The organism is Kineothrix alysoides, assembly GCF_000732725.1.
GTDB lineage: Bacteria > Bacillota > Clostridia > Lachnospirales > Lachnospiraceae > Kineothrix > Kineothrix alysoides.
This window is the reverse complement of the sequence record NZ_JPNB01000001.1, coordinates 2,116,342-2,132,243: the sequence shown is the minus strand read 5'-3', so window position 1 is coordinate 2,132,243 and position 15,902 is coordinate 2,116,342. Positions and strand designations below refer to the sequence as shown.

Annotated in this window: 18 protein-coding genes; 14 read left to right on the top strand and 4 right to left on the bottom strand. The window is 42.8% G+C overall.

The annotated features are described in order from the left end of the window. Nucleotides 1-72 precede the first annotated feature (72 nt). From CC90_RS0110190 to CC90_RS0110175, 4 genes are all read right to left on the bottom strand, one after another. A complete protein-coding gene (locus tag CC90_RS0110190; protein ID WP_031390665.1) occupies nucleotides 73-543 on the bottom strand; it encodes a DUF6773 family protein in 471 nt (156 codons plus the stop codon). Next, complete coding sequence (locus CC90_RS0110185; protein ID WP_031390664.1) at nucleotides 540-740, bottom strand: helix-turn-helix transcriptional regulator; 201 nt, start codon at nucleotides 738-740, stop codon at nucleotides 540-542. The genes CC90_RS0110190 and CC90_RS0110185 overlap by 4 nt, the downstream gene beginning before the upstream one ends. A 102-nt stretch (nucleotides 741-842) precedes the next feature. After that, nucleotides 843-1,232, bottom strand: coding sequence for a DUF6483 family protein (locus CC90_RS0110180; protein WP_031390663.1), 390 nt, complete (start codon nucleotides 1,230-1,232; stop codon nucleotides 843-845). A 542-nt stretch (nucleotides 1,233-1,774) separates the two neighbouring features. Further along, nucleotides 1,775-3,070 carry an IS30 family transposase gene (locus CC90_RS0110175; RefSeq protein ID WP_031389499.1) on the bottom strand — a complete coding sequence of 432 codons (1,296 nt, stop codon included), beginning with the start codon at nucleotides 3,068-3,070 and terminating at the stop codon, nucleotides 1,775-1,777. A gap of 584 nt (nucleotides 3,071-3,654) precedes the next feature. On the opposite strand from CC90_RS0110175, the gene CC90_RS0110165 reads away from it, so the two are divergent. The 14 genes from CC90_RS0110165 (at nucleotide 3,655) to CC90_RS0110100 (ending at nucleotide 15,886) form a co-directional block, all read left to right on the top strand. After that, entirely contained in the window at nucleotides 3,655-4,680 is a 1,026-nt protein-coding gene (locus CC90_RS0110165) for a glutathione S-transferase family protein (protein ID WP_081905935.1), read from the top strand. A 78-nt stretch (nucleotides 4,681-4,758) separates the two neighbouring features. After that, the gene (locus CC90_RS0110160) at nucleotides 4,759-5,733 is read left to right on the top strand and encodes a transporter substrate-binding domain-containing protein (RefSeq protein WP_051869379.1); all 975 of its coding nucleotides are present in this window, start codon (nucleotides 4,759-4,761) and stop codon (nucleotides 5,731-5,733) included. Between the two features lie 52 nt (nucleotides 5,734-5,785). After that, nucleotides 5,786-6,550, top strand: coding sequence for an amino acid ABC transporter permease (locus CC90_RS0110155; RefSeq protein ID WP_035315299.1), 765 nt, complete (start codon nucleotides 5,786-5,788; stop codon nucleotides 6,548-6,550). Continuing rightward, a complete protein-coding gene (locus CC90_RS0110150) occupies nucleotides 6,543-7,301 on the top strand; it encodes an amino acid ABC transporter ATP-binding protein (RefSeq protein ID WP_031390659.1) in 759 nt (252 codons plus the stop codon). The genes CC90_RS0110155 and CC90_RS0110150 overlap by 8 nt, the downstream gene beginning before the upstream one ends. Before the next feature lie 22 nt (nucleotides 7,302-7,323). Beyond that, complete coding sequence (locus CC90_RS24620) at nucleotides 7,324-7,503, top strand: hypothetical protein (protein WP_242843269.1); 180 nt, start codon at nucleotides 7,324-7,326, stop codon at nucleotides 7,501-7,503. Nucleotides 7,504-7,507: 4 nt separating this feature from the next. Further along, a complete protein-coding gene (locus CC90_RS22305; protein ID WP_242843268.1) occupies nucleotides 7,508-8,344 on the top strand; it encodes a glutathione S-transferase C-terminal domain-containing protein in 837 nt (278 codons plus the stop codon). 12 nt (nucleotides 8,345-8,356) lie between these two features. After that, nucleotides 8,357-8,833, top strand: coding sequence for a GNAT family N-acetyltransferase (locus CC90_RS0110140; RefSeq protein WP_108702622.1), 477 nt, complete (start codon nucleotides 8,357-8,359; stop codon nucleotides 8,831-8,833). A 95-nt stretch (nucleotides 8,834-8,928) separates the two neighbouring features. Next, nucleotides 8,929-9,885 (top strand): glutathione S-transferase family protein, encoded by a 957-nt coding sequence (locus CC90_RS0110135; protein ID WP_031390657.1) that lies wholly within the window; start codon nucleotides 8,929-8,931, stop codon nucleotides 9,883-9,885. After that, nucleotides 9,857-10,342 carry a GNAT family N-acetyltransferase gene (locus CC90_RS0110130; RefSeq protein WP_242843267.1) on the top strand — a complete coding sequence of 162 codons (486 nt, stop codon included), beginning with the start codon at nucleotides 9,857-9,859 and terminating at the stop codon, nucleotides 10,340-10,342. The genes CC90_RS0110135 and CC90_RS0110130 overlap by 29 nt, the downstream gene beginning before the upstream one ends. A 14-nt stretch (nucleotides 10,343-10,356) precedes the next feature. Further along, nucleotides 10,357-11,379, top strand: coding sequence for a glutathione S-transferase C-terminal domain-containing protein (locus CC90_RS0110125; protein ID WP_035315296.1), 1,023 nt, complete (start codon nucleotides 10,357-10,359; stop codon nucleotides 11,377-11,379). Between the two features lie 6 nt (nucleotides 11,380-11,385). Next, nucleotides 11,386-12,315: a cysteine synthase A gene (gene cysK, locus CC90_RS0110120; RefSeq protein ID WP_031390654.1), complete on the top strand. Its 930-nt coding sequence runs from the start codon at nucleotides 11,386-11,388 to the stop codon at nucleotides 12,313-12,315. A gap of 119 nt (nucleotides 12,316-12,434) precedes the next feature. Next, nucleotides 12,435-13,385 (top strand): glycoside hydrolase family 5 protein, encoded by a 951-nt coding sequence (locus CC90_RS0110115; protein ID WP_051869378.1) that lies wholly within the window; start codon nucleotides 12,435-12,437, stop codon nucleotides 13,383-13,385. Between the two features lie 161 nt (nucleotides 13,386-13,546). Then, entirely contained in the window at nucleotides 13,547-14,566 is a 1,020-nt protein-coding gene (locus CC90_RS0110105; protein ID WP_031390652.1) for a linear amide C-N hydrolase, read from the top strand. Nucleotides 14,567-14,695: 129 nt separating this feature from the next. Then, entirely contained in the window at nucleotides 14,696-15,886 is a 1,191-nt protein-coding gene (locus CC90_RS0110100) for a coenzyme F420-0:L-glutamate ligase (protein ID WP_031390651.1), read from the top strand. Nucleotides 15,887-15,902 lie beyond the last annotated feature (16 nt).

Below are 15,902 nucleotides of genomic sequence, written 5' to 3'. Positions count from 1 at the left end.
GCTTTTTCTGATTGGGATTGTCTGGTATATCATCCACAAGTTAACTGGACCGGTTACTTGATGGAGGATATACTAGTCCTCGTATTTAGTCTCAAGCTTTTGTTCTTCCTGTTTGGAAAACTTGCCAAGAAGCAGCAGGGTCAGAAAAGATAGAAGAGCAATTCCAACAAAGAAGAATCCGATGGGCTTTCCCAGGGATACGCCCTCACCAGCTCTTCGGCTGATAGCGATTCCATAAAACACGCTGAAAACGGCGGAGCATAGGATGCTGCCTATCAGGCTGCGGAGGATGTTCATCTTGTTAGCACTCTTTCCTCCGCTTGTTTTGAGCGAGGTCCAAAGCCCGTTTTTAACTATGCCGAATAAATATAAACAGCCTCCGATCACCAATACAGCGGTTTCTCCCAACACCGATTTTAACTCGCCTCCTGGGATGAGCCCTATGAGAGCGAGGGCGGCACAGGCAATATACATAGCTATAAAACAGCGATATGCAATTTTCAGTTCTATTTGATACTGTCTTTCGTCCAAGTGATTTTTCATTCTTCATCCTCCCAAAATAAATCGTTCAATGTCTTATCCAACTCCTTGCAGATGGCGATACATAGGTTCAGGGAAGGGTTGTAAGCACCGGCTTCGATCATTCCGATTGTCTGCCTGGTAACGCCCGTCCTTTTGGCTAACTCGATTTGAGACAGCTCCTTTTCCATTCTTGCCAGTTTCATCTTCAAATTCCTCATTTATATTCCCCATGTCCTCTTTGACGGGCTCAAAATCAACAGTTGAAAGCGCTTTTCTTTCAAACTTATATCCTCCCGGTGTATTTTTTATATTGCAAAGTCCTAATCGTCTCCGGCATTTGCCAAAAGGGCGTCTATCATACTGCTGTAGCCATAGAGGCCGGCGGCATACTTGAGTCCATCCGATATTTCCCTTCTTGAAAAATCGTTGTCTTCCAGAAAATCGTTATCCTTGCTATTCAAATACTCGTAAAATAAAAGGGCTATCTGGAAAGCTTTTGGATTTTCTGCCTCCATTTCTTCTGTCAGAAGATTTTCCGCCTCGTTTATTTTTCCTTCATCGATGAGAGAGGACAATCTCTTGAAATCTTCCGCTGCCTGCGCGTCCGTTTCCGTGACCTCGCCATTTTCCTCGTTGGTTTTGAATATCAATTTTTTCAGTGTCCTGATAACATCATAAAGCAGGCGCATAATGTAGTCATTTTCAAACATTTTTTTCGTCCTTTCCCTGGTGCAGCGAATATTAAATATTCGTTCCTGTGACTGTTTATTAAGTTGTATTTAGTCTACGGGGGCGGCGTTTCACTTACTGTGCCCGCTTATGGGTACAATTCAGTTCTTTCCATCCCTCTTTGATTTTTAACAATTTGAGTATATATTATTATCTCATGTGTGTCAAATATATTTTACATTTGTAATTTATATATATCATTTATTTTCCGAGGAACTTAAGTGTTTAATGCAACAAGTGAATTGTAAGGCGAGATGCCACTTTGTAATTCAAAACGCAGTTTTTGTATTTGAGAAGTAAAGTTTTGTAAACGAAAAGCCACTTTTGTAAGTGAAATATAGAGTTTTGTAATTGAGAAGCCATATTTGTAATCCAAATGCAGTTTGATTTTCAGCTTTTTCTGCTGTATTATGATAATTACAGGCATGCCAAAGGGAGGTCGACTCCCTCTCGATTTTTTTGTAATCGGAGAATCCACCCCTTCATTCCTTAGTCAGATGATTGGTTGGCGGCACGTTAATAATTATTTTTTGAGAAGTGCAGGTTTTAACATGATGTCTCCGGCTGCTACCGGTTTGCATCCAAGTTTTTCCAAAACCTCTTCTCCATGATAAAAGCTGAATGTTTCGTATGGGCTACGATTATTCAGCTTTTTTCTTTTGTAAGAATTAATGTGATTCATCATTAAATTCACTTCTTCCTGTGTAAGCTGATCAAAGCCTGTTCCTTTTGAAAGGACTCTTCTTATTAATTCATGGTTTACTTCGCAGGAACCTTTTTGATAGGGACTTCCAGCATCACAATAATATACTTTGGTTCGCCATAATGGTGTTGTTTCACGATACTCAATTGCCTTTGGATTAGAGAACTCACTTCCATTGTCTGTTAGGATTACTTGAAAAAGTTGACTGAATTCTTCTTTTCCTAAAAGTATATCCAAACCATTAAAAATATCAGTTACAGATTTGGAAGTATTAGCATCTCTAACAAATGCAAGCATTAAACTACATTCAACAAAATGAATCGTAAGAAGGCATTTACCACCTTTGCTACCAATAACAGAATCCATTTGTACAACAGGTGTATCTGGATTCTTCTCCATATACGCAGTAAAGGCTTCATAATTACGACCAATACGGCATCCTTTATCAACTTTGAACTCAGGCTTTTTATATCTTTCACGAAACTTAACTTTTCTTGGAAGATCAATATTTCTTACATCAAACATACATGCATCAATGTAGTTATAGATTGTTTTTTCACTACACATAAGCTCATCTTCATGATTGATGTAAACCTGATTTACAGACTGTCCATTCTGAATTAATGGTGAGATGATTTTATTCAACCTGCTGATTTCTTCCTCTGATACGCATAGCCCGCTTCGTGACTGGGTAATCGTTTCATGGGATTTAATATGAGCGTGTTCTGCATCATATATATTTTTTAGCAATGTACATTTTCTTATGGTGTCACAACCATTGCAGACATACGGAACTCTAAATCTGGCAGTACAGACTTCCTCAACATACTCATCACAATTCGGATTGCAGGACTGACATAGTTTACAATACTGTGCGGATTTACGAGTGCAGTCCTTACCACACAGGCCTTTCTTACGACAGTTAAATCTGTTTTTACACAAGTTGAATGGATAGCCGGGATAACCAGTGGCAATTTCAGAACTATACTTACGTACCTCACGTGATATGGTTGTTGGATTCTTATCCAATCTGCGGCTTATTTCTTTAAATGAAAGACTTTCCTTTAGAAACTTTTGCAGATCAAGTCTTTCTTCATATGTAAAAAATTTAGACATATATCCTCCAATCTGCCGCCAACTATCATAGGATATATGTAACAAAATAAAAGTGCAAACAAAAAGACTGGTTATTAGCCAATCTTTTGTAAGCCAGGATGCAACCTCCTGGTGTATAAATAATATTTTACTTAATTAATTCTTAGTTGAATTGAGATGGGTTGCATCTCGATTTACAATTGAGGTGTTTAATGCAACACGAGACGCCGTTTTGTAAATTCGGATGCAATTTTTATAACTGACAGCTTAATACTTGTAGCTATGGTTTGTAATCGTAACGCAACTTTTTGTAAACGAAATGCCTGTGTGTTTTATGAGAAGGAATGAGAAGTTATTTAGTTATAAATAAAACCTATTGCCAGATGTTTCTTTCATGTATTATGCAAATTCATATAGGAATGATATGATATGCGCATAACAAGGAAATGACCAAAGAGGAGAGCAAAGATGAGAGCGATAAAAAAGAGATTAGGCTTTCGTACGATAAAAGATGGAATGTGTTGTCAGCACGGAAAATGAAGGCACTGACCTTCCTGAAATAAAGAGAAGCCGTAAGGTTCTATAAGGAAGAAAGGAAAAACAAAATGGGAAATAATATCGAAAGCAGTGAAAAAGTAAGCTTTGGAAAGGTAGCGACATCGGAGGATACTCATGAGGTATCTGCTACGGGCGCTTTTGTAAGACAGGATAATTACTTTATTACACCTTTTGGAGATGGAGAGGGGGAACTGCCGGTAGAGGCAGGGCGCTACAGGCTGATATGGACTTCCCTTTGCCCGTGGGCAACGAGGCAGATCATAGCATTGAAGCTCTTAGGGCTTGAGGATGTGATAAGTGTAGGGAAGGTAAGCCCCATAAGAACGGAGAACGGTTGGGAATTTTCCCTGGATCCGAAAGGCGTGGATCCGGTGTTGGGGATTCGGTATTTGCCGGAAATATATGCCCGGACGGATGCGGCATATGAAGGAAGAGCGACAGTTCCTGCGGTCATAGATGTGAAGACGGGAAAGGTTGTAAATAACGACTACCATCGTCTGACCAATTACTGGGAAACCGTATGGAAGCCCTTCCATAAGCAGGGAGCACCGGATTTATACCCGGAGGAGCTGCGAAAGGAAATCGATGAATTGAACGTTATCCTGTTCCATGATGTGAATAATGGTGTCTACAAGGCCGGATTCGCACAGTCGCAGGAGGAATATGAGAAAGCATATGATATTCTGTTCAATCGGCTGGACTGGTTGGAGGAAAGGCTGGGGCAGGGCAGGTATTTGTTCGGTGAGAAGCTGACGGATTCAGATATCCGGCTGTATGTGACCATCGCCAGATTCGATGTAGCTTATTATTTCAGTCACAAGACGAATAGAAATCGGATTGCGGATTACGACAACCTTTGGAATTATGCCAAGGATTTGTATACCATTCCGGCATTTAAGGAAGCAACGGATTTCGACGCGATAAAGAGAGGATATCTTCTGGGACAACATTCCCACAATCCTTATGATATCCTTCCGTTAGGGCCGGATACCTCTAATTGGAACGAACCGAATAACAGAGAGGAGAAGTTCGGAAAATCCCGGATTTCATCTATCGCTAAAACGGGCAGATGAGAGTAAAAATGAATTAACGCAAAGATTCAAACTATTAAAAATAATGAAAACTTAATAATAAAGAAAGAGGAGAAAGATATGAAGAAAAAATTTGTGAAAAGATTAGCGGCAGGAATATTTGCAACAGTGCTTACGGTAGGTGCCCTTGCGGGTTGCGGTTCTAAAGCGGTAGAAAATACGGCGGCGCAGGATGCGGCAGTAGAGGAAACGACAGTGCAGGAGACGGCTGAGCCGGAAGCTCCCGCAGAGGATGCAGCCAAAGCGCAGACGAAAGAAACAGGCACAGACGAAGCCGTGGCGGCAGAAGGCGAAGTAACTACGATTTATGCGGCGACGGGCGGTTCACCCAAGCCCTTTACCTTTGTAGATGATAGTAATGAGCTTACGGGCCACAATATTGAATTGATCAAGGCGATTTTTGATAAACTTCCGCAGTATAAGCTGGAAATCGAAGTAACGGACTTCGCATCGATTTTTGCGGGATTGGATTCTGACAGATACCAGATTGGTGTGAACAACTTTGCAAAGAATGAGCAGAGAAAAGAAAAATATTTATTTACCGACCCTATTTTTGCTAATGAATATGTTGCTATTTTTGCGAAGGATAATAAAAAGGCAGAAACCATTGAGTCATGGGATGATTTAGCAGGGCTTAAGACCATATCCCAGGCCGGAATCAATATTACGACGGCTTTGGAGAATTACAACACGGCAAATCCCGACAAATCTATTGTAATAGAATACAGCGAATCGGATCTGGTGCTTCAGATTCAGGATGTGGAAGCAGGGAAATATGATTTTGTATTGATGGATAAACCGATGTTTGAATATTATCAGAACGAATTTAACTTTAATGTAACAGGAATTACAATCAGCAACGATGTCTCCAAAGACTTGATGGAGGAGCCCTACAGCTACCTGATTGTGAGCGCAGGAAATGAGCAGTTGGTAGATGACATCAATAAGGCATTAAAGGAAGTGATCGAAGAGGGAACCTCTAAGGAAATAAATGAAAAGTGGTTTGGCTCAGATTATTCCCCCTCCTATGAATGATATAGTATAAATTGCTTATTTTTGGATGGCAGTAAGAAAGGGACTTTAAGAGATGAGTAAAATATTTGACTGGCAGTTAGTGTTCACGCAGATTCCGGCGGTGCTGAAATACCTTCCCGTAACATTGGAGCTAACAGCAATCGCAATGATTATCGGGTGGATAGTAGGGCTGCTGATAGCCATTGTTAAGATACATAATGTTCCTATTCTTAAGCAGATAAGCACAGCCTTTGTTTCAGTCATCCGGGGAACGCCGATTATTGTGCAATTGTATCTTACCTATTTCGGAATCCCCATAGCCTTGAAATACATCAATTATTACTATGGAACTTCCTACAACGTAAACGGAATACCGCCTATTATTTTTGCGATTGTAGCTCTGGGACTGAATCAATCGGCTTTCGACTCAGAGACTATAAGAGCGGCCATCCTATCCGTAGAAAAGGGGCAGGTAGAGGCTGCAAAGTCTCTGGGCATGAACGGAATACAAATATTCAAGAGGGTGATTGTCCCGCAGGCGGTAACTGTTGCCATTCCCTCCTTGGGCAATTCACTGATAGGGCTGGTAAAGGGAACCTCCTTGGCCTTTACCTGCTCTGTGGTGGAAATCACAGCACAGGGCAAGATTCTTGCGGGAAACAGCTACCGGTATTTTGAAGTATATTGCTCATTAGCGATCATTTACTTCGTGCTGACCATTGCAATCGAACGCGTATTCACATATATCGAGAAAAAAATGAGTGTTCCTGAGGATGTGGAAACAGAAAAGAAAGGGCGGCTGCCTAAAAAGGAGGGACTTTCCAGTGAGCTTGGTTGAGATTCGGGGATTGAGTAAATGCTTCGGCAGCAACATAGTGTTGAACAATGTGGATTTAAGCATCAACAAAGGAGATGTAGTCGCTATCATAGGACCATCGGGAACAGGAAAATCTACCTTGCTTCGCTCCATTAACCTTTTAGAAAAGCCGGAGCAGGGAACGATTACGATAAACAATAAGGAAATAAGCTTTACGACAAAATCGTCCAAGGAAAAGCTGGAGCTGCGAAAGAATACGGAAATGGTTTTTCAGCAGTTCAATCTTTTCAAAAATAGAACGGCTCTGGAAAACGTTATGGAAGGTCTCATGACGGTAAAGAAACTTAAGAAAAAGGAAGCGAAGGAAATCGCCTTAAAACATTTGGAAAAAGTAGGAATGTCCGACAGACTGTCACATTACCCGAGACACTTATCCGGCGGACAGCAGCAGAGAGTGGCCATAGCGAGAGCGCTGGCGATGGAGCCGGAGCTTCTGCTGATGGATGAACCCACTTCCGCATTGGATCCGGAGTTGGTAAGCGAAGTGTTGGTAACAATAAAAAAGGCCGCGCAGGAAGGAAACACTATTTTGCTTGTCACTCACGAAATGAACTTCGTAAAAAATGTGGCTACCAGGATTATTTTTTTGGAAAACGGTAAGATTGTTGCCGACGGTACGCCTAAGGAAATATTTGAAAGTCCCAAAAGTGATAGGCTAAAGGATTTTCTTGTAAAGATCCATATGTTGGAAAATGTGGAATACAGCATATAGAAATCGGAAAAAGGGGATCGTTATGGCTGAAGGAATCGAGGTATTCGAGAATACATTCCGCCATCAGATACAGTCTGGCGGAGAAATCAGGATACAGAAAAATTTGTTTACAAAGAAAGTTCGGAGACGGAGAAGGGGAGTGGCCTGTTCAGGCGGATCGGTACAGGCTGCTGTGGATGCCCGCTTGTCCCCATGCGCATAAGGTAGTGATTACCAGAAGGCTTTTAGGGCTGGATAAGGTCATTAGTCTCGGAACTACGGGAATCTTTCGGGACCCTAAGGGCTGGGTGTTTACGGAGGACGAAGGAGAGAAAGATCCTGTGCTTGGCATTCATTATCTGAAGGAAATCTATGACAGAGACTGTCCGGACGGTGATTATAAGGAGAGACCAACGGTGCCGGTTATAGCGGATACGGTTACGGGAAAAGGGGTCAACAACGACCATTTCTGGATTCCAATTTATTTCGATACCGCATGGAAGCCTTTTCATAAGGCAGGGGCGCCGGATTTATATCCGGAGGCTTTTCGGGAAGAGATCAACGAGTTGAATCATTTTATCTTCGAAAGAATCAATAACGGAGTTTATGATGTGGGCTTTGCCAGGTCGCAGGAGGCTTATGAAAAGGCGTACCACAGATTTTTTGAGGCCTTGGATATTCTGGAGAAGCGTCTGGAGGATAGAAGATTCTTGTTGGGAGATTATATCACGGATTCCGATATCAGGCTGTATCCGACTTTGGTCAGATTTGACGCAGTATATTTTCAGGTGTTTCATGCGAATAAAAAGAAGCTTATCGATTACAAGAACCTATGGGCATATGCGCGAGAGCTGTATCAGATATCGGAAATAAAGGAGAGCACTTACTTCGATATCTACAAGAGACACTACCAGTTGTCCCCTCATTTAAAGCCCCTTTGGGGAAACATATATTCCATCAAAGCAAAGGGACCGGATGTGAGCGTATGGGAGGAGCCGGTTGATAGAGGACATTTGAGCGCATATCCGGAAGAAAAGTTTAAGAAGGAGCAAAGCGGTTACTAAGCGGTGTATACAATGGATAATATTACATATAAGCTTACGAAAGAAGATGTCAACTGGCAGGAGGTGTCCGACGTACTGCGGCGTTCCGGCTTGTCCAATCACTCTCAGGAAGAGCAGGAAATCATATTTAAAAACAGCTATGCAGTAGTGTTCGTCTATGACGAGGATAAAATAGTAGGTGTAGGAAGAGCGCTGTCCGACGGAATCTGTCAGGCAGCCGTTTACAATATTGCTCTGGACGAGGAATACCAGGGATATGGAATCGGCAGAAGACTGATCACCTCACTGTTAGAGCAGCTGAAGGGCCAGAACATTATTTTGTATACCCATCCAAGAACCGTCGCCCTCTATGAAAAAATGGGATTTCGAAGGAACAAGACGGCTATGTGCATTTTCGATGTAGGAAAAGAGAAGCAGGAATGGATGGAGCAGGAGGGATTCCTTCTCCCTGAAAAATATCGTTTTACGGAAGAGATTTCAAAATTTTGAATTATAAATATAAGATTTTTTAACAATGCAGGAAAAGAGATTGAAAAGGAACAAATCGGAAAATCTGAAAAAGAACAAATTGAGAGGAGGAAAAAATGTCGGCTAAATATATAAAGGATGAAATACAGACAAACGGAAAATTTGAACGTCAAAAGAATAGATTTACAACGCCCTTCGGTGACGGAGAAGGGAGGCTTCCGGTGGAGGCGGGACGATATCGGCTGCTGTGGTCGCCGGCTTGTCCCTGGGCTCATCGATCGGTCATAGTCCGAAGCCTCTTAGGACTTGAGGATATCATCAGTCTGGGAACCCTGGATCCGGTTCGTCCTGATGTAGGCAGAACAGACTGGGCATTTACTCTGGATGAGAATGATGTGGACCCCGTACTTAAGATAAAGTATATCAGTGAAGCATATCTGAATACGGACCCCGGGTATAAGGGGCGATTTACAGTACCTGCCTTGGTGGATTTGCAGACCGGCAAAGTGGTAAATAATGATTACTTCAATCTGACGAGGTACCTGGAAGTGGAATGGAAGAATTACCATAAGCCCGGGGCGCCGGACTTATATCCGGAGGAACTCCGAAAGGAAATTGACGAGCTGAATGATATTTTATTCCATGATATAAATAACGGTGTATACAAGACGGGGTTTGCAAGAAGCAGAGAGGCCTATGAGGAGGCATATCACCTTGTATTCGACAGGCTGGGCTGGCTGGAAGAGAAGCTTTCACACAGCCGTTATTTATTCGGAGACCGGATCACGGAATCTGATGTCAGGTTGTATGTAACTTTAGCCAGATTCGATGCGGCCTATTATAACGGATTCTGGACAAACCGCAATAAGTTGACAGATTTCCCAAATCTCTGGGGATATGTGAGGGATTTATACAGCCTGCCCGGTTTTGGAGATACGACAGATTTCGAGGCGATTAAAAAACACTATCATCTATGTGCTGTTGCCACTAATCCTTACGGCATCGTACCTAAGGGACCGGACTTGTCCGTTTGGAAGCAGCCACATGACAGAGGTACGAGGAAATTTCAGTAAGAAAGAGAGTGAGCGTAAAATGAAGGCAGTGAGAGTGACTGAGCATTGGCAGCTTGCAGGAGTTCATTATGTGAGAACACAGGCCATGGTCAAGGGTTTTGGAATTCCTCTGGATAAGGAATTCGATGAAGGAGATACGGGAAAATCTTTATATGTGCTCGTACTCGACGATATTTATCCGGTGGCAACTTGCAGGCTTCATTTACTGGGAGAGAGTAAAGAAGGGAAAATAGAGAGAGTCTGCGTGTTGGAGGAGTACCGGGAGAAGGGTGTCGGAAGGCTTCTGATCGAAGCGGCGGAAGGCTGGCTTTTGGAATGCGGGATTAAGAAAATATGCATTACCAGCAGGGATGAGGCGGTAGGCTTTTATGAAGCGCTGGGCTACAAAGCAGATTATGGGAAGACGCTGGATTCGGGGGTGTTCCCAATTGTTTATACGGAGAAAATTTTAAATTAGAGGAGGAATAGAATATGTCTAGTTGCAGCATTGCACAGAGAGTGACAGGACCTAAGGTGCGTCCGAAGGAAATCGAGAATGAAATAGATGAAAGAGGAGCCTTTATCAGACAACCCAACCGTTTCACGACACCTTTTGGAGACGGAGAGGAAGATTTAAAGGCAGAGAACGGGAAATACCGCTTGTTCTGGGCAAAGGGATGCCATTGGTCGAACCGCGCTTCCATCGTGCGCGACCTGTTAGGGCTTGAAGACGCTATTGGCATCAATCTGGTGGGACACAGTAAAGAGAACAGATCATACGGATGGGAATTCGTATATAACGAGGATAGAAAAGATCCGGTACTTGGCGCGCAGTATTTAAGTGAATTTTATTATAACGCAGATCCTGATTATGCGGGACGCTGTACAGTTCCGGCTTTGGTAGACGTTACGACAAAAAGGGTAGTTAATAACGATTATCATAGGCTGACCAATTATTTTGAAACAGCTTTTGCTCCTTATCAAAAAGAGGATGCTCCCGATTTATATCCGGAAGAGCTGAGAGAGCAAATCGATGATTTCAACAACTGGCTTTTTCCCAATGTGAATAACGGGACCTACCGGATGATGTTCGCTCAGTCGATAATTGCATATCAGGAAGCTTTCGAGGATTTTTACAATGCACTGGATACTATAGAGGAGAGGCTTTCCAAGAACCGTTTTTTGTTCGGAGATTATGTGACGGACAGTGATGTAAGGCTTTTTGTGACCTTAGCGAGATTCGACACTCATTATTACAGAAACTTAGGGCCAATCAAGAAGAGAATCGTAGATTATGAAAATATCTGGGGCTATTGCCGGGATTTGTATGAGATACAAGCGTTTAGAAACAACACCTATTTTAGGGATATAGCGGCCCCTCAGAGTGATAACACGGCGTTCTTTCAGGATTTCAATTCCCGGTTTGTGGATCAGATCGATTATGAAGGTTTTTGGTCTACGCCGCAGAATCGGAAGGAACTTAGCAAGACGCCTGAGGAGAAATTTAAGAGGTAATGCAGGATGGGCAAGATTTATCATAGCATTTTGGAATTGATAGGAAAGACTCCGATTGTGGAGCTTCATAAGATTGAGGAACAGGAGTCTTTGGAGGGGCATATCTATGCGAAGCTGGAATTTTTCAATCCCGGAGGAAGCGTGAAGGATAGAATTGCACTTCGGATGATTGAAGCCGCTGAGAAGGATGGAACGTTGAACGCCGGAGGAACGATTATTGAAGGTACCTCAGGAAATACGGGTATTGGATTGGCGGCGGTAGCGGCGGCAAAAGGATATAAGGCGGTACTATGTATGCCGGATAATATGTCCAGGGAACGTATCAGTATGCTGAAGGGTTATGGCGCAAAAGTAGTGCTCACAAAGGGTGAGGAAAATATGAAGGGTGCCAATGAGAAAGCGGCTGAAATCCTTGCGGACACCGAAAATGCGATTATCGTAGGACAGGGAGGAAATCCGAATAATCCCAAGACCCATTTCGACACGACCGGGCCGGAAATATGGGAGGATATGGATGGCAAAGTGGATATATTCATCGCAGCGGCCGGCACCGGAGGAACGATTACGGGAGTCGGAGAATATTTGAGGAGTAAAAAGCCAGACGTGGAAATTATCGCGGTAGAACCCGCAGGCTGTCCCGTCTTATCGGGAGGAGAGCCCGGACCTCATAAGATTCAGGGAATTGGCGGCGGTATGATTCCTCCGGTCCTTAATCGGGAAATCTACAATGAAGTGATTACGGTGACCGACGAGGCAGCCTTCGCAACGGCCGTACTGTCGGCAGCAAAAGAAGGAATATCCATCGGAATATCGGCAGGAGCGGCGCTCTTTGCGGCCATTCAGGTTGCAGGAAGGTCAGAGAATGCAGGAAAGAACATAGTAGTCATTTTCGCAGATTCGGGAGAGCGGTATATTTCGAGTAACCTGTACGAGTAACGAAAATTCTCATCTTTAAATCATAGTTTATTGTTTGAAGAGTAATATCATGGTATAATTTTACAAAACACTTTTGTAGTATAGATATCATGCATATTGTATAGGGGAGATAAACAAGTATGGGAGATGTAGAAAATAAAAATGTAAAGATAGCAGGAACAACGCCGGTAGAGCGCTACGGCGCTTTATCCGTAAAGGGCAATCAATTAGTAGACAGAAATGGAAACGCGGTTGCTTTAAGAGGAGTCAGTACACATGGATTGTCATGGTATCCTCAATATGTAAACCAGGAAAGTTTTCGGTTTATGAGAGATGAGTGGGGAATTGAAGTGGTTCGTCTGGCGATGTATACGGCGGAGGAGAACGGCTATTGTGTGGGAGACGATGACAATCGGCAGATGCTTAAGGATGTCATTCATAAAGGAGTTCTTGCGGCGGCAGATCTTGGACTTTATGTTATTATCGACTGGCACATTTTAAGCGATGGCAATCCTAATCAAAACAAAGAGCAAAGCCTTGCTTTTTTTAAGGAAAGTTCAAAACGGTATCAAGAGTATGATAATGTGATTTATGAAATCTGTAATGAACCAAATGGAGATGTGGATTGGCCGGAGATAAAGGCCTATGCAGATGAGGTGATTCCGGTAATCCGGCAAAATGATGAGGATGCTATTATTTTGGTGGGCACCCCGACATGGTCCCAGGAAGTAGATAAAGCGCAGGTGGATCCTATTACCGGCTATGACAATTTGATGTATGTGTTGCATTTTTATGCGGATACTCACAGAGAAGAGCTGCGCAGCAAGTTAAAGCTGGCACATGATGGAGGGCGTCCAATTTTTGTAAGTGAATTTGGCATTTGTGATGCCTCCGGCAGCGGAGCCGTCAATGTTGAGGAAGCAGATAAATGGATAGAACTTCTGGAAAGCCATAGCATCAGTTATATAGCGTGGAATTTGTCAAACAAAGAGGAAACTTCTGCATTCTTTAAAGTCTCCTGTACTAAGACAACAGATTATGATTGCGATGATTTATCCGAATCCGCGAAGTGGTTTATTCAAATGAAATAAAAGTATGGATGGATGGAAGGAATTGGTATGTATTCCTTCCTTTTTCATACGTCCGATTTTTGAAAAAGCCGATGAAAACAAAATGCGGTAGTACAGGAAAAGGGTCCTGATGGCATAGAACGATTTTGTGTACAATATAATGTATGGAAAGGAGTTAAATTATGTGTACAGCGATCACCTTACAGTCACAGGGCGGTGAAACCTTTTTTGGGCGAAATATGGATTTTTCTTATGATATAGAACCGCATTTGTATGTTGTGCCGCCTAATTATGAATGGAATAATATTTTAAACATGCACGTTTTAAGAAATCACTTCGGCTTCATCGGAATCGGACAGGAAAGAGATGGAAAGCTGGGATTTTTTGATGGAGTAAACGAAAGAGGTTTTGCCGCAGCGGCACTTTATTTTGCTGACTATGCCCAATATGAAGAATATAACGAGAATAATATGAGAATCGTACATATGGGCAAGAATCCAATTAATTCATGGGATTTTCTTCATTATATTCTGGGGAGATGCAGTGATATAGAGGGACTGAAAGAGCTTATACAGAATACATATCTCATCGGTATGCCGGATCCCGTAACAGAGACGGTGGCTCCTCTCCACTGGATGGCTGTGGATAGAAGCGGAAAAAGCATTATTATAGAACAAACGAAAAGAGGACTTGAATTATTTGACAATGATATTGGTGTTATGGCTAACAGCCCTGATTATCAATGGCAGATGGTCAATTTAAGAAATTATATGAGCGTATCGCCGAAACAGATTTCCGAAGCATGGTGGGGAAATACGAGATTAAGTCCTTTTGGGCAAGCGGGAGGCACTATGCCGCTGCCTGGCGGATATACTTCTCCGGAGAGGTTCGTAAGGACGGCATTTATCAAGACACATATTGAGCTGCCAGGGGACGAGGCGGGCATGGTCATGGCCTGCTTTCATACTATGGAGAGTGTTTCCATTCCGAAAGGGGTGGTAATGACCGGCCGTGATACCTATGATTACACAAAATATACGGCTTTTGTAAATACGGCCACATGCGAATATTATTTTAAGGTTTATGATAATATACAGATCGGAACGGCCGGTTATTGGGAAAACTGCTGCTATGCCAGGGATATTGTCTGTCTCGGTAAATTAACGAGGCCGGTTATTTTTGAGAAGCTATATCCATGCTGACAATGTCTTGTATAAATATGAAAAAGGAAAAAAGTAGAATCCTCTTTTCTTTATATCCATTTTCTATTATAATAATAAAGTGTGCGGCAAGCTGCGCGCACGACAAAAGCACAGGAAAGAAGGGAAACTATGGAGAGAAAAGTAGGAACAATATCGAGGGGGATTCGTTGCCCTATTATCAGGGAAGGGGACGATTTGGTAAAGATCGTAACGGACAGCGTGCTGGAAGCTGCGCAAAGTGAGGGCTTTGAACTTCGGGACAGAGATGTTATCGCGGTAACGGAATCTGTGGTCGCACGCGCGCAGGGAAACTATGCTTCCATTGACCATATAGCACAAGATGTGAAAAAGAAGCTGGGAGGCGGAACGATTGGCGTTATCTTCCCTATTTTGTCGAGAAACCGTTTTGCCATCTGTTTAAAAGGAATTGCGAAAGGTGCTGACAAAATAGTACTTATGCTGAGTTATCCCAGCGACGAGGTTGGAAATGAGCTTGTTTCTATCGACAAGCTGGATGAAGCAGGTATTAACCCGTACAGCGACGTGCTTACCCTTGAAAAATATAGAGAATTGTTCGGAGAGAATAAACATCCTTTTACCGGAGTGGATTATGTACAATATTACAGCGATTTAATCAAAGAGGCAGGCGCCGAGGTTGAAGTGATTTTTGCTAATGACTCGAGGAAGATTTTAGGATATACGAAAAAGGTTCTTAACTGTGATATTCACACCCGTTTCCGCACAAAAAAGATATTGAAGGCATGCGGAGCAGAGGCAGTTTACGGAATGGATGACATTCTTACAAATTCCATTGACGGAAGCGGCTATAATGAAAAATACGGACTTCTTGGTTCCAATAAATCCACTGAGGATGCGATTAAGCTGTTCCCTAAGGATTGTACGGATCTGGTTATGGACGTCCAGAAGGAAATCCTTTCAAAAACCGGAAAATACGTAGAGGTTATGGTATATGGCGACGGTGCCTTTAAGGATCCCGTAGGAAAGATTTGGGAACTTGCCGACCCTTGCGTATCCCCTGCCAGCACGCCGGGCTTAGAGGGAACACCTAACGAGATAAAGCTGAAATATCTTGCGGATAACGATTTCAAGGATTTATCCGGTGAAGCGTTAAAGGACGCGATTACGAATCGTATCAAGGAGAAGAAGGACGATTTGGTAGGAGATATGGCGTCTCAGGGAACAACGCCCAGAAAGCTTACAGACTTGATCGGTTCGCTCTGCGACCTGACCAGCGGCTCGGGAGATAAGGGAACACCGATTATCCTGGTTCAGGGATATTTCGATAACTATGTGAGCTAAGATATAAGCTGATGGA

What these genes read in the sequence shown, in the direction of transcription:
- CC90_RS0110155 (WP_035315299.1), top strand. Translation starts at nt 5,786, where the DNA reads ATGAGTAAAATATTTGACTGGCAGTTAGTGTTCACGCAGATTCCGGCG.
- CC90_RS0110105 (WP_031390652.1), top strand. Translation starts at nt 13,547, where the DNA reads ATGTGTACAGCGATCACCTTACAGTCACAGGGCGGTGAAACCTTTTTT.
- CC90_RS0110160 (WP_051869379.1), top strand. Translation starts at nt 4,759, where the DNA reads ATGAAGAAAAAATTTGTGAAAAGATTAGCGGCAGGAATATTTGCAACA.
- CC90_RS0110190 (WP_031390665.1), bottom strand. Translation starts at nt 543, where the DNA reads ATGAAAAATCACTTGGACGAAAGACAGTATCAAATAGAACTGAAAATT.
- CC90_RS24620 (WP_242843269.1), top strand. Translation starts at nt 7,324, where the DNA reads ATGGCTGAAGGAATCGAGGTATTCGAGAATACATTCCGCCATCAGATA.
- CC90_RS0110130 (WP_242843267.1), top strand. Translation starts at nt 9,857, where the DNA reads ATGACAGAGGTACGAGGAAATTTCAGTAAGAAAGAGAGTGAGCGTAAA.
- CC90_RS0110125 (WP_035315296.1), top strand. Translation starts at nt 10,357, where the DNA reads ATGTCTAGTTGCAGCATTGCACAGAGAGTGACAGGACCTAAGGTGCGT.
- cysK (WP_031390654.1), top strand. Translation starts at nt 11,386, where the DNA reads ATGGGCAAGATTTATCATAGCATTTTGGAATTGATAGGAAAGACTCCG.
- CC90_RS0110100 (WP_031390651.1), top strand. Translation starts at nt 14,696, where the DNA reads ATGGAGAGAAAAGTAGGAACAATATCGAGGGGGATTCGTTGCCCTATT.
- CC90_RS0110140 (WP_108702622.1), top strand. Translation starts at nt 8,357, where the DNA reads ATGGATAATATTACATATAAGCTTACGAAAGAAGATGTCAACTGGCAG.
- CC90_RS0110180 (WP_031390663.1), bottom strand. Translation starts at nt 1,232, where the DNA reads ATGTTTGAAAATGACTACATTATGCGCCTGCTTTATGATGTTATCAGG.
- CC90_RS0110165 (WP_081905935.1), top strand. Translation starts at nt 3,655, where the DNA reads ATGGGAAATAATATCGAAAGCAGTGAAAAAGTAAGCTTTGGAAAGGTA.
- CC90_RS0110185 (WP_031390664.1), bottom strand. Translation starts at nt 740, where the DNA reads ATGAGGAATTTGAAGATGAAACTGGCAAGAATGGAAAAGGAGCTGTCT.
- CC90_RS0110175 (WP_031389499.1), bottom strand. Translation starts at nt 3,070, where the DNA reads ATGTCTAAATTTTTTACATATGAAGAAAGACTTGATCTGCAAAAGTTT.
- CC90_RS0110115 (WP_051869378.1), top strand. Translation starts at nt 12,435, where the DNA reads ATGGGAGATGTAGAAAATAAAAATGTAAAGATAGCAGGAACAACGCCG.
- CC90_RS0110135 (WP_031390657.1), top strand. Translation starts at nt 8,929, where the DNA reads ATGTCGGCTAAATATATAAAGGATGAAATACAGACAAACGGAAAATTT.